At 53.4% G+C, this 13,130-nt stretch carries 16 protein-coding genes; 4 read left to right on the forward strand and 12 right to left on the reverse strand.

Annotation, left to right across the window (positions count from 1 at the left end; translation table 11 throughout):
* Window positions 1-127: 127 nt before the first annotated feature.
* Complete coding sequence (locus ACI2J2_RS17425; protein WP_209637168.1) at window positions 128-607, forward strand: hypothetical protein; 480 nt, start codon at window positions 128-130, stop codon at window positions 605-607.
* Between the two features lie 65 nt (window positions 608-672).
* Here the strand turns inward: ACI2J2_RS17425 and sspB are convergent, their stop codons facing one another.
* From sspB to zapE, 5 genes are all read right to left on the reverse strand, one after another.
* Window positions 673-1,167 (reverse strand): ClpXP protease specificity-enhancing factor, encoded by a 495-nt coding sequence (sspB, locus tag ACI2J2_RS17430; RefSeq protein WP_209637166.1) that lies wholly within the window; start codon window positions 1,165-1,167, stop codon window positions 673-675.
* Window positions 1,168-1,172: 5 nt separating this feature from the next.
* A complete protein-coding gene (gene sspA / locus ACI2J2_RS17435) occupies window positions 1,173-1,814 on the reverse strand; it encodes a stringent starvation protein SspA (protein WP_037416363.1) in 642 nt (213 codons plus the stop codon).
* Window positions 1,815-2,272: 458 nt separating this feature from the next.
* Window positions 2,273-2,665: a 30S ribosomal protein S9 gene (rpsI, locus tag ACI2J2_RS17440; protein ID WP_020831838.1), complete on the reverse strand. Its 393-nt coding sequence runs from the start codon at window positions 2,663-2,665 to the stop codon at window positions 2,273-2,275.
* 15 nt (window positions 2,666-2,680) lie between these two features.
* Complete coding sequence (rplM, locus tag ACI2J2_RS17445; protein WP_209637165.1) at window positions 2,681-3,109, reverse strand: 50S ribosomal protein L13; 429 nt, start codon at window positions 3,107-3,109, stop codon at window positions 2,681-2,683.
* Window positions 3,110-3,385: 276 nt separating this feature from the next.
* The gene (gene zapE, locus ACI2J2_RS17450; protein ID WP_404760570.1) at window positions 3,386-4,513 is read right to left on the reverse strand and encodes a cell division protein ZapE; all 1,128 of its coding nucleotides are present in this window, start codon (window positions 4,511-4,513) and stop codon (window positions 3,386-3,388) included.
* A gap of 353 nt (window positions 4,514-4,866) precedes the next feature.
* Here zapE and zapG point away from each other — a divergent pair, with 353 nt between their 5' ends.
* From zapG to degS, 3 genes are all read left to right on the forward strand, one after another.
* Window positions 4,867-5,268: a Z-ring associated protein ZapG gene (zapG, locus tag ACI2J2_RS17455; RefSeq protein WP_006317094.1), complete on the forward strand. Its 402-nt coding sequence runs from the start codon at window positions 4,867-4,869 to the stop codon at window positions 5,266-5,268.
* Between the two features lie 194 nt (window positions 5,269-5,462).
* On the forward strand, window positions 5,463-6,833 hold the full coding sequence (gene degQ / locus ACI2J2_RS17460) for a serine endoprotease DegQ (protein WP_209637164.1): 1,371 nt from the start codon (window positions 5,463-5,465) through the stop codon (window positions 6,831-6,833).
* A gap of 96 nt (window positions 6,834-6,929) precedes the next feature.
* The gene (gene degS, locus ACI2J2_RS17465; protein ID WP_404760521.1) at window positions 6,930-7,988 is read left to right on the forward strand and encodes an outer membrane-stress sensor serine endopeptidase DegS; all 1,059 of its coding nucleotides are present in this window, start codon (window positions 6,930-6,932) and stop codon (window positions 7,986-7,988) included.
* 69 nt (window positions 7,989-8,057) lie between these two features.
* Here the strand turns inward: degS and murA are convergent, their stop codons facing one another.
* The 7 genes from murA to mlaF all read right to left on the reverse strand — a co-directional run bounded on the left by murA (window position 8,058) and on the right by mlaF (window position 12,872).
* Window positions 8,058-9,317 (reverse strand): UDP-N-acetylglucosamine 1-carboxyvinyltransferase, encoded by a 1,260-nt coding sequence (gene murA, locus ACI2J2_RS17470; protein ID WP_209637162.1) that lies wholly within the window; start codon window positions 9,315-9,317, stop codon window positions 8,058-8,060.
* Window positions 9,318-9,372: 55 nt separating this feature from the next.
* Complete coding sequence (gene ibaG, locus ACI2J2_RS17475) at window positions 9,373-9,627, reverse strand: BolA family iron metabolism protein IbaG (RefSeq protein ID WP_017894138.1); 255 nt, start codon at window positions 9,625-9,627, stop codon at window positions 9,373-9,375.
* 140 nt (window positions 9,628-9,767) lie between these two features.
* Window positions 9,768-10,070 carry a lipid asymmetry maintenance protein MlaB gene (gene mlaB, locus ACI2J2_RS17480; protein WP_265555902.1) on the reverse strand — a complete coding sequence of 101 codons (303 nt, stop codon included), beginning with the start codon at window positions 10,068-10,070 and terminating at the stop codon, window positions 9,768-9,770.
* Complete coding sequence (mlaC, locus tag ACI2J2_RS17485) at window positions 10,070-10,699, reverse strand: phospholipid-binding protein MlaC (protein WP_209637159.1); 630 nt, start codon at window positions 10,697-10,699, stop codon at window positions 10,070-10,072. The genes mlaB and mlaC overlap by 1 nt, the downstream gene beginning before the upstream one ends.
* 14 nt (window positions 10,700-10,713) lie before the next feature.
* A complete protein-coding gene (mlaD, locus tag ACI2J2_RS17490; protein ID WP_209637157.1) occupies window positions 10,714-11,265 on the reverse strand; it encodes an outer membrane lipid asymmetry maintenance protein MlaD in 552 nt (183 codons plus the stop codon).
* 4 nt (window positions 11,266-11,269) lie between these two features.
* On the reverse strand, window positions 11,270-12,052 hold the full coding sequence (mlaE, locus tag ACI2J2_RS17495; protein WP_037416339.1) for a lipid asymmetry maintenance ABC transporter permease subunit MlaE: 783 nt from the start codon (window positions 12,050-12,052) through the stop codon (window positions 11,270-11,272).
* Window positions 12,053-12,056: 4 nt separating this feature from the next.
* The gene (gene mlaF / locus ACI2J2_RS17500) at window positions 12,057-12,872 is read right to left on the reverse strand and encodes a phospholipid ABC transporter ATP-binding protein MlaF (RefSeq protein ID WP_037416336.1); all 816 of its coding nucleotides are present in this window, start codon (window positions 12,870-12,872) and stop codon (window positions 12,057-12,059) included.
* Window positions 12,873-13,130 lie beyond the last annotated feature (258 nt).

The following is a 13,130-nucleotide window of genomic DNA, read 5'->3' on the forward strand; positions in this document are numbered from 1 at the left end:
TTTCACTTCGCTCCCCACACGCTTTGTAACAACCTTACCCGCAGCCCAGCGCCTGGCGCGCTATAGTATTCTATTAATATCACTCAGGGCGCAGTTGCGCCTGGTATCTTGATAAGGATAGCTAACCATGAAATTGCCCGTTCCCCTATTAGCCAGCGCTTTGCTGGTTGTCAGCTTCAACTCGCTGGCAATGTCATTAGATTCACAGGAGGTGGGGTACAACATTGAGGCGCGCGGCGCGGCATCGGTAGTCGCTCAGTTGGCGAAAGCAGGCCAACTGGCGGCGGTAGAAAACAGCATTAAACTGGGTGATGACAGTTGGATCGCATTGGCGCCCAAGCTGGCCAACGGCGGTAACGCCGCCTTTACCGCAGGCGTCAAATCCGCGCTGTCTTCTGCATTGGTCTACAACCCTGCGGCGGTATTGCATGCCCTCGACAAAGGCAATAATTTACCGATCAACGATATCTGTACCGCCCCCCCGGAAGTGCAAGGTGACACCGCCATCACCTCGTTTAAGCAGCGCGCGACTCACGCACTCACTACCGTGCGTATCGGCGATCTCAGCGCACCGCGTGACGCCTGCATTGCGTCACTGAAAAGCTGAAAACGCCCGATTTAGAGACAAAAAAAAGGTCGCCGAGGCGACCTTTAGTGTTCACTGCTACGGGATTATTTCACCACGCGCAATGCTGGGCGGCCACCACGTGGCGGCGGTGGCTCATCATCCGGATCGTGATCTTCACTCAGATCCGGGCGGTCGCCATCAATCACCGACATCAGGCTTTCCGATGGAATCGTCTCATTGTCCATGCCTTCAAACGTGCCTTCCGCTTCATAAGCGGCTTCAGGTTCGAACATGGTGCCTGCGCCGTTTTCACGCGCATAGATTGCCAGCACGGCAGCCATGGGTACCGAGACCTGACGTGGCACACCACCGAAACGCGCATTAAAGTGCACTTCTTCGTTGCCTAACTCCAGATTACCTACTGCACGCGGTGCGATATTCAGAACGATCTGACCATCACGCGCGAACTCCATAGGCACCAAAACGTCAGGACGCGTCACATCTACCACCAGGTGCGGTGTGAGCTGATTATCCAGCAACCACTCATAGAACGCCCGCAACAAGTACGGACGGCGTGGAGTCATCTGAGACATATCCATAATGCTTAGCCCCGAGTCTGCAGGCGCATTTCGCGCTCCGCTTCGGTCAGAGAGGCCAGGAAGGCGTCACGCTCGAATACACGGGTCATGTAACCTTTCAGCTCTTTGGAACCCGCGCCGATCAGATCGATGCCCAGCTGCGGCAAACGCCATAACAGCGGTGCCAGGTAGCAATCCACCAGGCTGAACTCTTCGCTCATGAAATACGGGGTCTGGCCAAAGATAGGGGCAATCGCCAGTAATTCTTCGCGCAGCTGGCGGCGAGCTGATTCAGCTTCCTGACCGTTGCTCTGCTCGATTTTGTACATCAGCGAATACCAGTTTTTCTCGATACGCAGCATCATCAGGCGGCTCTCACCACGGGCAACCGGATAAACCGGCATCAATGGTGGATGCGGGAAACGCTCATCAAGGTATTCCATGATGATACGGGATTCATACAAGGTCAGCTCGCGATCGACCAGCGTAGGCACCGTCTGGTACGGGTTGAGGTCAATCAGGTCCTGCGGCAGGTTATCCAACTCAACCTGCTCAATCTCAACGCTGACACCTTTCTCCGCCAGTACGATACGTACTTGATGGCTAAAAATGTCGGTCGGGCCAGAGAACAGCGTCATTACCGAACGTTTGTTGGCAGCGACAGCCATGAAAACCTCCAAGTTATCTAGAAAATACTGCGAATAGCCAACTTCCCTTCATTTTTCATACCACAACAGCGCGGATTTACCTGTCTCACCCCAATGACTTAGCACACTAAGTTCCAGGGACGAGTCCGGTTACCGCCTTGCTGCACCACGAAATATATCGGGTATACCAGGCTGCTATCCTGAATGATCTTGACCGCAGGCCAGCAACGCGCAGCTAAACCCGAGGTCTAAAAACCGGCCTTGGAAGTAAACTGATAACTGCTGCATGGCGAACAGGCGCAAAAGTGGGTGATAGTTTACCAGATTTTGCTTGTTTTGTGGGGGCTGTACGGCTAATTCGTATTGAATTGTCTGATATACCAAAGATTTTAGTAACGACAACTTGATTTTCAGGCATAAAAAAACCCGGTGAAGCACCGGGTTTTTTGCGTAAATTCCACTGCCAAGGCAGTAAAAAATTAACGCTTGGAGAACTGCGGACGACGACGTGCTTTACGCAGGCCGACTTTCTTACGTTCAACCTGACGGGCGTCACGAGTAACGAAGCCAGCTTTACGCAATTCTGCACGCAGAGTCTCGTCGTACTCCATCAGTGCACGGGTGATACCGTGACGGATAGCGCCAGCTTGACCAGAGATACCACCACCTTTAACGGTGATGTACAGGTCAAATTTACCAACCATGTCGGTCAGTTCCAACGGTTGACGAACTACCATGCGGGCAGTTTCGCGACCGAAGTACTGTTCCAGGCTGCGCTGGTTAATTACGATGTTACCACTGCCCGGCTTGATAAAAACGCGAGCGGCGGAGCTTTTGCGGCGACCAGTGCCGTAGTATTGATTTTCAGCCATTGCCTATAATCCCGATTAGATGTCAAGAACTTGCGGTTGCTGTGCCGCATGAGTGTGCTCGTTGCCCGCGTAAACTTTCAGTTTACGGAACATCGCACGACCCAACGGACCCTTTGGCAGCATGCCTTTAACCGCGATTTCAATCACGCGCTCAGGACTGCGGGCAATCATCTCTTCAAAGGTCGCTTGCTTGATACCACCGATGTGGCCAGTGTGGCGGTAATACACCTTGTCTGTACGCTTGTTGCCGGTTACAGCAACTTTTTCTGCGTTCAGAACGATGATGTAGTCACCGGTATCAACGTGCGGGGTGTATTCCGCTTTATGCTTGCCGCGCAGACGACGAGCCAGTTCAGTAGCGAGACGGCCTAAAGTTTTACCATCTGCATCAACAACGTACCAGTCGCGTTGAACGCTCTCTGGTTTAGCTGTAAAAGTTTTCATTAGAAAGCTTACCCAATAATTAGTTACACGTTGGTGAACACCCAAACGCTCGAAAACAGTTGAGGCTCACACGACCATACAAGTCCAGCAAACCTACCCCTTCGAATAGCCATTGCCGGCACTATAAAGTTTTTGGGAAAAAAAACTTTGTTGTAACGTGGGGTCGCAAGATTATAGAGAAGTCGCTCACAAAGATCGAACGCTTTTTGAATGGAAATACAATTTATCGCTAGCAGAGGAAAACCGGGGACTCCCATGACTGAATCCCCGCGAACCTTATGGCAGGTGCGGCAGTTTCAAATACTCCTCACTCTGCATCTCTTGCAGGCGCGACAAGCAACGTTGGTATTCAAACTTCAGCCGCTCGCCCTGGTAGATTTCAAACATCGAGGTTTCGGCGGAAATAACCAGCTTAACGTGCCGTTCGTAAAATTCGTCCACCAATGCCAGAAAACGACGCGCGGTATTTTCCTTCAGCGACCCCATCACCCGCACATTATACAGGATGACGCTGTGATACAGGCGCGATAATGCAATGTAGTCTAACTGGCTGCGCGCATCCTCACACAGGGTGTGGAAATCCACCGCCAGCACGCCATCTACTGCACGGATCGCTTGCAACGGCCGGTGATTGATCTGCAAGACCGGAGCAAACTCACCGTCTTTGCCCGCTAACTTCACAAACATCCGGTCCATGGTCTGCCGAGTCTGCTCATCAAGCGGCGTCAGGTAAAGATGCGCCTGTGTCAACGTGCGCAGGCGGTAGTCAATACCCGCATCGACGTTCATAACATCACAATATTCATTAATCAGATCTATTGCCGGCAGGAAGCGTGCACGCTGCAAGCCATTGCGATACAGATCGTTCGGCGGAATATTGGAGGTGGCCACCAGCGTGATACCACGGGCAAACAACGCCTGCAACAGCGTTGCCAGCAGCATGGCATCCGTGATGTCGGAGACAAAGAATTCGTCGAAACACAGCACATCGGTCTGCGCCTTGAAACCATCGGCAATAATTTCAAGCGGGTTTTCCTGCCCTTGCAGCTCCGTCAGCTCTTCGTGCACGCGCAGCATAAAGCGATGGAAATGCAGCCGCAGCTTGCGATCCCCCGGCAGGCTGTGGAAAAACATATCCATCAACCAGGTTTTGCCGCGCCCAACACCGCCCCACATATATAGACCCTGTACCGGACGCTGCTTTGCCACTTCGTTACTCTTGCCCAGCAAACGACTGAGCTTGCCTCGCAACCCACCGGTTGGCGCACTGACAGTGGGTGTCTGCTGCAGTGCCTGATAGATGTGATCCAGTTGAGTCACGGCCTGACGTTGAACCGTATCGGCCTGGTATTCCCCCGCGTCCAGCGCCTGCTGGTAGCGAGATAGCGGTGATTGTGCCTGCATCTGTTCGATGTTCCCTAAGAACGCTATCCCCTTCATCTTCAAGCTGCCGCAGCGTTACCTTCTTTCTTATCTCAACAGCTTAGAAAGCTAAACGTTGGAAATCCGCACGGTTGCTGCCTTGTCGTAGCTTGAAACCTATTGGGCATAATAAATTATTTAGCCAATTTTGGCGGCAAGTTGATGCTGCTTCGCACCGTTATCGCCACAAATACCTACTCCGGGCAATGCTGAAAAACCCTGTAAACATTAGGTAAAAGCTCATCAGGATTCCACTCGGACAAGGTTAACGGTTATAGTGGATATTATTAAGTGAAAAATCCCTGCGGAACAACGAAGTCAAAATAGGAGTCATCATGACCTGGGAGTATGCGCTGATTGGTTTGGTGGTCGGTATCGCCATTGGTGCGGTAGCGATGCGTTTTGGTAACCGTAAATTACGCCAACAACAAGTTTTGCAGAACGAGTTGGACAAAAGCAAAACCGAGCTGGAAGAATATCGTCAGGAGCTGGTCGGCCATTTTGCCCGCAGCGCTGAGCTGCTGGACAATATGGCACGTGACTATCGTCAGCTGTACCAACATATGGCGAAAAGCTCTAACAACCTGCTGCCAGACCTGCCGATGCAGGAAAACCCGTTCCGCTATCGCCTGACCGAAGCCGAAGCGGACAACGATCAGGCGCCGGTAGAAATGCCGCGTGACTACTCTGAAGGCGCATCTGGCCTGTTGCGTGGCGAACGTCCACGTCGCGACTAAACGCTTTTCTTGACCCGTGGGCCAACCCCACGGGTTTTTACCCTTCTCCTACTGCTTATCCCACTCTGAACTATCCTTAACGCTGGCGACAGAGTGAACTTTTCACGCAAATTCACGGTCTTACCCTTCACTATGGTATTGCTGCGGCTTTATCATCACTATTTCACCGGCAGGTATTGAGAGAGTTATTATCAATGAAGAAAAAGTCGTTAATTCTTAGTGCATTGGCAATGAGCATTGGCCTCACACTGACCTCCGTACCGGCAGCCACCGCGGCGATGCCCGTCGCCGTTCAGGGGCAGCCGCTGCCAAGCCTGGCGCCGATGCTGGAAAAAGTTTTGCCTGCAGTCGTCAGCGTGCATGTTGAAGGGACTCAGGTGCAGCGCCAACAAGTACCGGAGGAGTTTAAACGCTTCTTCGGCCCAGGCGGTCCTGGACAGCAACAAAGCTCACGTCCATTTGAAGGGCTAGGGTCTGGCGTCATTATCGATGCCGCCAAGGGCTATGTGCTGACCAACAACCACGTGATCAACAACGCCGACAAAATCAGCGTGCAGTTGAATGATGGCCGTGAAGTGGACGCCAAGCTGGTTGGTCGTGACGAACAGTCCGATATCGCCTTACTGCAACTGAGCGACGTGAAAAACCTGACTGCGATTAAAATAGCGGACTCAGATCAACTGCGGGTCGGCGATTTCGCTGTGGCCGTCGGTAACCCATTCGGCCTCGGCCAAACCGCCACTTCCGGTATTATTTCTGCGTTGGGTCGTAGCGGCCTGAACCTGGAAGGGCTGGAGAACTTCATCCAGACCGATGCCTCCATCAACCGTGGTAACTCAGGCGGCGCATTGGTTAACCTCAATGGCGAGCTGATCGGTATCAATACCGCCATTTTGGCACCCAGCGGCGGTAACGTCGGCATCGGCTTCGCCATTCCGAGCAACATGGCGCAAAACCTCAGCCAGCAGCTGATCGAGTTTGGTGAAGTGAAACGCGGCTTGCTGGGCATTAAAGGCAGTGAAATGACGGCCGATATGGCCAAAGCATTTAATACCGATGCCCAACGCGGTGCCTTCGTCAGTGAAGTGCTCCCGAAATCAGCCGCCGCCAAAGCGGGGATCAAAGCCGGCGACATTCTGGTTTCTGTTGACGGCAAACCGGTCAGCAGCTTCGCCGAGCTGCGTGCCAAAGTAGGGACTACCGCACCGGGTAAAACCATCAAGGTTGGATTGCTGCGTGACGGCAAGCCGCAGGAAGTTTCCGTTACGCTGGATAACAGCGAAAGTGCTTCCACCAATGCCGAAACGCTGTCACCGGCCTTGCAGGGTGTTTCACTCAGCAACAGTGCCCTTCCTGGCGGCGATAAGGGCGTGAAGATCGACCGGGTAGATAAAGGCTCTGCGGCCGCGCAGATTGGTCTACAAAAAGACGATGTGATCATTGGCGTCAACCGCCAGCGCATTGAGAACATCACGGCGCTGCGTAAGGTCCTCGAAGCCAAACCGCCGGTGATGGCGCTGAACATCGTACGTGGCGGTGAAACCCTTTATTTGCTGCTGCGTTAATCAGTAATTTGTTTAAAAACCGGGCTCAGTGACATACTGCGCCCGGTATTCTCATGTTATCCTCCGTGTATCTTTCATCTCACGTACTAAAACTCCATGTTTGCTAAGCTCTTGCGCTCCGTCGTTATTGGTCTAATCGTTGCCGGTTTGTTGCTGGTTGCTCTGCCTGCGCTACGTTCTTCCAATACTCTGTTCGCAGAAAAACATGACAATACCCGTGATGAAACGCCGGTTAGCTACAACAAGGCGGTACGCCGTGCCGCGCCTGCCGTAGTGAATATCTATAACCGTAATATGAGTGGCGCCGCCAGCGTGCTGTCGCTAGGTTCTGGCGTGATCATGAACGATCGCGGTTATATCCTGACGAATCGCCACGTGATTAAAGATGCACAGCAAATTACGGTAGTACTCCAGGATGGCCGCCGCTATGAAGCGCTGCTGGTCGGCTCTGACAGTCTGACCGATCTGGCGGTACTGAAAATAGACCCAGGCAATCTCCCGGTAATCCCATTTAATAACGCCCGCACGGCACACGTCGGTGACGTCGTCTTGGCGATCGGCAACCCTTATAATCTCGGTCAGACCGTTACCCAGGGGATCCTTAGCGCCACCGGGCGTATCAGTATGAGCACAACCGGCCGCCAGACCTTTTTGCAGACGGATGCTTCGATTAACCGTGGCAACTCAGGGGGGGCACTGGTCAACTCACTGGGTGAACTCATCGGTATAAACACGCTGACCTACGACAAAATCACCGACGGTGAAACCCCGGAAGGTTTAGGGTTCGCTATTCCTATCGAACTGGCGACCAAAATCATGGATAAACTGATCCGCGACGGTCGCGTCATCCGTGGCTATTTTGGTATTCAGGGTAAAGAGATTATTCCCCTGCGTTCGTCCAATTCTGGCATTGATCGCCTGCAGGGTATTATCGTGACAGAAATTACGCCGAACGGCCCCGCAGGCAATGCGGGTTTCCATATCAACGACGTCATTATCAATGTGGATAACAAGCCAGCAATCTCGGTGCTGGAAACCATGGACCAAGTGGCAGAAATCCGCCCAGGGACTGAGATTCCGGTAGTCGTGCTGCGAGAAGGAAAACGTATCACGCTGAAGATGACGGTCGGTGAGTTCCCGGAAGACAGCAATTAAAAAGGGCCCGGCAATGCCGAGCCCCCATACTGCATTTCCGCCGGAGGCAACACCCCGGCGTTTAACGAATTACTCGCCTTTCACGCGCTCGATATTGGCACCCAGCGCACGCAGCTTGTCTTCAATACGCTCATAACCACGGTCAATGTGATAGATACGATCGACAACGGTCACGCCGTCGGCGATGCAACCGGCCAACACCAGGCTAGCAGAAGCACGCAGATCGGTTGCCATCACTTGAGCGCCTGACAGTTGCTCAACGCCATGACAAATCACCGTGTTGCTCTCAATTTCTGCGTGTGCACCCATACGGATCAATTCAGGCACGTGCATGAAACGGTTTTCAAAGATGGTTTCGGTGATCACACCGGTTCCTTCCGCGACCAGGTTCAGCAAGCTGAACTGGGCCTGCATGTCGGTCGGAAAGCCCGGATGCGGCGCGGTACGCACGGTGACCGCTTTCGGACGTTTGCCATGCATGTCCAGGCTGATCCAGTCTTCACCCACTTCAATATCTGCACCGGCTTCACGCAGTTTGGCTAACACGGCATCCAATGTATCTGGACGGGTGTCGCGGCACAGCACTTTACCGCCAGAAACTGCCGCGGCAATCAGGAAGGTACCGGTCTCAATACGGTCAGGCAGAACGCGATAAACACCGCCACCCAGGCGCTCAACACCTTCGATGGTGATGCGGTCACTGCCCGCGCCGGTAATTTTCGCACCCAGCGTGTTGAGGAAGTTGGCAGTATCAACAATTTCCGGCTCACGTGCGGCGTTTTCAATCACGGTGGTGCCCGTCGCCAGAGTGGCTGCACTCATGATGGTCACGGTAGCGCCGACGCTCACCTTGTCCATCACGATGTGTGCGCCCTTCAGACGGCCATCGACGGAAGCTTTAACATAGCCTTCTTCCAGTTTGATCTCTGCACCTAGCTGTTCCAGGCCGGTGATATGCAGGTCAACCGGACGTGCACCGATCGCACAACCACCCGGCAGTGAAACCTGACCACGACCAAAACGAGCAACCAATGGCCCCAGCGCCCAAATGGAAGCGCGCATGGTTTTCACCAAATCGTACGGCGCACAAAATTCGTCCACGCCGCTGGCGTCAACAAACACGGAACCGTTGCGCTCAATCTTGGTGCCTAACTGGCTGAGTAGCTTAATGGTGGTATCGATGTCCTTCAGCTTCGGGACATTCTGCAGCTCGACCGGTTCTTCCGCTAACAGTGCGGCGAACAAGATCGGCAGGGCGGCGTTTTTAGCCCCGGAAATAGCAACTTCACCGCTGAGGCGGGTCCGGCCCTGCACACGAAATTTATCCATTTGACTACTCTCTATTATCTAAACTGACGCTGCCCGCCCTGCTGGGCAAACAGCCTTAAAATCCGTTGAGTTTGCGGTCTCGCTGCCACTCTTCAGGGGTGTATGCCTTGATCGACAAAGCATGAATACGGTTGTCCGCAATGTATTCCATCAGAGGCGCATAGACCGCCTGCTGTTTCTTAACGCGGCTCATAGCAGCAAATAACTCGCCGACCACGATCACCTGAAAATGGCTGCCGTCGCCGGTAACATGTGCTTCATCCAGTGCCAATGCTCGCATCAACACGTCTTTTATCTCGTTATTTTCCATAGTATCCAGTTCTGCATCAAAAGGATCATAATCAGCCTGACATCTTAGTGGAATACGACGTTTTCTTAAACTAAAGAAAAAGCCCCTGCATGACAGGGGCTTTTTGAAAGATAACCTTCTTTAGACAGCCTAAAATAGGGCTAACCAGCGGTATCGACAGGCATTATTGCTTGCAGGTTGTACAGCGCGATCAGCGTTTTCAAACGATCGCTGGCACCAGAAATTTTTAATTCCACACCACGCTGACGCTGCTGTTCGCGCAGATGCACCAGCAGTGCCAACCCGGAAGAGTCCACGCGCTGCAGTTGCGTAACGTCGAGGGCGGTTTTATCCGCCAGCAACGTTTCCCGCTGTTCCCACAGCGGCAACAGCGTTTCCCTATCCAGTTCACCGCGCAGGATCAGGGTTTGTTGTTGCGATTCGAAGCTAAGTGCTGCGGACATCAGTTTTTCTGATCCAGCGTGATTGGACGCTGCGCCGCTGCCTGCAGCTGTTTCGTCAGGCCATCAATACCTTGGGTACGTAACGTAGATGCCCACTCGTTCTGTTTAGTGGTGATCATGCTGACACCTTCGGCAATCATGTCATACGCCTGCCAATAACCGGTTTTGCTGTTTTTACGCCACTGGAAATCCAGACGCACCGGCGGACGACCACCTTGATCAATGATGGTTACGCGGATGGCCACGATATCGGCAGTGCCGAGCGGCTGTTCAGGTTCAATCTGATATGTCTGGCCGTGGTACATTGCCAGCGCCTGGCCGTAAGCTTGTTCCAGATAAGCCTGGAATGCGGTGAAGTAGGCTTCACGCTGTGCCGGTGTCGCTTCTTTGTAATAACGTCCCAGCACCAGTGCGCCAGCGTATTTGACCTGTACAAACGGCATCAACTCCTGGTGCACGACGCTACGCAGGTAGTTAGGGTCTTGCTTGATTTTTGGCTGCTCTGTTTTCAGACGGTTGAAGGTCTTTTGAGCCGCATCTTGCATCAGGCTGTAAGGATTGGTTTGATCGACCGCATTCGCCAGCGGCGCAACCACCAGCAGGGCAACCATAAGTAAACGTTTAAACATGCAGGCTTCCTCTCTTAATGAATGTGGGCAGCAGATTGCGGCGCAGCACCGGCAGCCGGCGCAGAAGCCGCGTCTCCCGCTTTATCTGCGTTATCCTGACCGCCGCTCTTATACAAGAACTGGCCGATCAAATCTTCCAGAACCATGGCTGATTTGGTGTCCTGAATAGTGCCGCCGTCTTTCAAAATGGCAGTCCCCATATCCGGATCTTCAAAACCGACGTTCAGCGCCAGATATTGCTCTCCCAGCAGGCCGGAAGTACGGATCGCCAATGAACTGGTATCCGGGATCTGGTCGAATTTATCCTGGATATCCAGGGCGACACGCGGTGTATATGTTTTTGGATCAAGGGAGATATCAGCCACACGCCCGATAACCACACCACCGATTTTCACCGGCGAACGTGCTTTCAAACCGCCGATGTTATCGAAGGTCGCGTAAATACGGTATGTCGGCTCGTTACCGATCGACTTAATGTTCGCCACTTGCAGGCACAAGAATACGATGGCGCACAGCGCAATCAGCATAAATGCCCCAACCCAGATTTCACTCTTCTTCGTTTGCATCGAATCAATTCCCAAACATCAGTGCTGTCAGCACGAAATCCAATCCCAACACCGCCAGTGACGAATGTACCACGGTACGGGTCGTTGCCCGGCTAATCCCTTCAGAGGTCGGTACCGCATCATACCCGTTGAAAATGGCAATCCAGGTCACGGTGATGGCAAATACCACGCTCTTTATCAGGCAGTTGAGTAAGTCTTTTTTCCACTCCACGGCGCCCTGCATTGCTGACCAGAAGAAGCCACTGTCAATGCCTTTCCAGTCTACGCCAACCACCGAACCGCCCCAGATGCCAATCGCGACAAAGATAAGCGTCAATAGCGGCATGCTGATCAATCCAGCCCAAAAGCGTGGTGCAACAATACGCCGTAACGGATCAACCGCCATCATTTCCAGGCTGGAGATTTGTTCGGTTGCCTTCATCAGGCCAATTTCGGCCGTCAACGCAGAACCGGCGCGGCCGGCAAACAGCAGTGCGGTCACCACGGGCCCCAACTCGCGCAACAATGACAGCGCCACCATCATGCCCAGACTGGCCTCGGCACTGTAGGTGGTGAGCACAATATAGCCCTGCAGCCCCAGCACCATGCCGATAAACAACCCGGAAACCATGATGATCAACAGTGACTGTACGCCAACGCTGTGCATCTGCTTGAGCAACAGCGGCCACTGTTTGCGCGGCTCAGGCCGCCCGACCAGCGCGCCCCACAGCATCAACCCTGCACGCCCAAAGCTGGCGCTGGTGTTGATGCCACGGCGTCCTAACGACGCTAACGCCTGTAATAACATCAGCTTATTTACTCCCTAAACCTAACAGCTCGGCCTGATAGTCGCCGGCCGGATAACGGAAGGGTACTGGCCCATCGGCAATACCATCCAGGAACTGGCGCACGCGCGCATCAGGATTGTTCTGTAATTCTTGCGCCGTGCCTTCGGCTATCACCCGATGATCGGCAACAATGTACGCGTAGTCGGCGATGCTCAGGACTTCTGGCACATCGTGCGAAACCACGATGCAGGTGATACCCAACGCGTGATTCAGCTCATCGATCAGCTTGACCAATACACCCATGGTGATCGGATCCTGGCCGACAAAAGGCTCATCGAACATGATCATTTCCGGATCGAGCGCGATAGCCCTCGCCAGTGCGGCACGCCTTGCCATACCGCCAGACAACTCATTGGGCATCAGGTCAGCTGCACCACGCAATCCAACCGCTTCCAGCTTCATCATCACCGTGCTGCGCAGGAGAGGTTCCGGTAAACGGCTATGTTCGCGTAGCGGGTAAGCCACGTTCTCAAACACCGTCAAATCGGTGAACAGCGCCCCTGACTGGAACAACATGCTCATTTTCTTGCGCGCATCATACAGTTGATGGCGGGACAACGCAGGAATGTTGTCGCCATCGAACCAAATCTCGCCACAGTCCGGCGTCAACTGACCGCCGATCAGACGCAAAAGCGTCGTTTTGCCAATGCCGGACGGCCCCATGATCGCCGTCACCTTGCCACGGGGAACCGTCAGGTTGATATCTTCGAATATCAGTCGATCGCCACGCGAGAAACTCATGTCACGAACTTCGACCAGGTTCTCTGCCTTCTGGTGCATGTTAATTGATCCTTTACGGCTCATTTTTGCTAAATCTACCCGTGATGTTAAAGCAACGGGCGCAATGCGTCTTATCTTTACAAAAACTTACCGGCATTGCGTTACCAATGGTGCGCTGAGGCCGAGCCGCTGACTCGACTCACCAATCTCACGTCTCGCGCCTTGCTGCGCACTCAAATTGCCACCAGCGCTGCTCACGCACAAGGAGAAGCACAGCCTAATTTTACTTTTACGCGCCACCCGGTCAAAATTGGCACC

The sequence above is a fragment of the Serratia sp. NPDC087055 genome, assembly GCF_044900985.1.
Lineage (GTDB): Bacteria > Pseudomonadota > Gammaproteobacteria > Enterobacterales > Enterobacteriaceae > Serratia.

Coding starts and splice junctions, on each gene's coding strand:
- ACI2J2_RS17425 (WP_209637168.1), top strand. CDS start 128: ATGAAATTGCCCGTTCCCCTATTAGCCAGCGCTTTGCTGGTTGTCAGC.
- sspB (WP_209637166.1), bottom strand. CDS start 1,167: ATGGATATGTCTCAGATGACTCCACGCCGTCCGTACTTGTTGCGGGCG.
- sspA (WP_037416363.1), bottom strand. CDS start 1,814: ATGGCTGTCGCTGCCAACAAACGTTCGGTAATGACGCTGTTCTCTGGC.
- rpsI (WP_020831838.1), bottom strand. CDS start 2,665: ATGGCTGAAAATCAATACTACGGCACTGGTCGCCGCAAAAGCTCCGCC.
- rplM (WP_209637165.1), bottom strand. CDS start 3,109: ATGAAAACTTTTACAGCTAAACCAGAGAGCGTTCAACGCGACTGGTAC.
- zapE (WP_404760570.1), bottom strand. CDS start 4,513: ATGCAGGCACAATCACCGCTATCTCGCTACCAGCAGGCGCTGGACGCG.
- zapG (WP_006317094.1), top strand. CDS start 4,867: ATGACCTGGGAGTATGCGCTGATTGGTTTGGTGGTCGGTATCGCCATT.
- degQ (WP_209637164.1), top strand. CDS start 5,463: ATGAAGAAAAAGTCGTTAATTCTTAGTGCATTGGCAATGAGCATTGGC.
- degS (WP_404760521.1), top strand. CDS start 6,930: ATGTTTGCTAAGCTCTTGCGCTCCGTCGTTATTGGTCTAATCGTTGCC.
- murA (WP_209637162.1), bottom strand. CDS start 9,317: ATGGATAAATTTCGTGTGCAGGGCCGGACCCGCCTCAGCGGTGAAGTT.
- ibaG (WP_017894138.1), bottom strand. CDS start 9,627: ATGGAAAATAACGAGATAAAAGACGTGTTGATGCGAGCATTGGCACTG.
- mlaB (WP_265555902.1), bottom strand. CDS start 10,070: ATGTCCGCAGCACTTAGCTTCGAATCGCAACAACAAACCCTGATCCTG.
- mlaC (WP_209637159.1), bottom strand. CDS start 10,699: ATGTTTAAACGTTTACTTATGGTTGCCCTGCTGGTGGTTGCGCCGCTG.
- mlaD (WP_209637157.1), bottom strand. CDS start 11,265: ATGCAAACGAAGAAGAGTGAAATCTGGGTTGGGGCATTTATGCTGATT.
- mlaE (WP_037416339.1), bottom strand. CDS start 12,052: ATGTTATTACAGGCGTTAGCGTCGTTAGGACGCCGTGGCATCAACACC.
- mlaF (WP_037416336.1), bottom strand. CDS start 12,872: ATGCACCAGAAGGCAGAGAACCTGGTCGAAGTTCGTGACATGAGTTTC.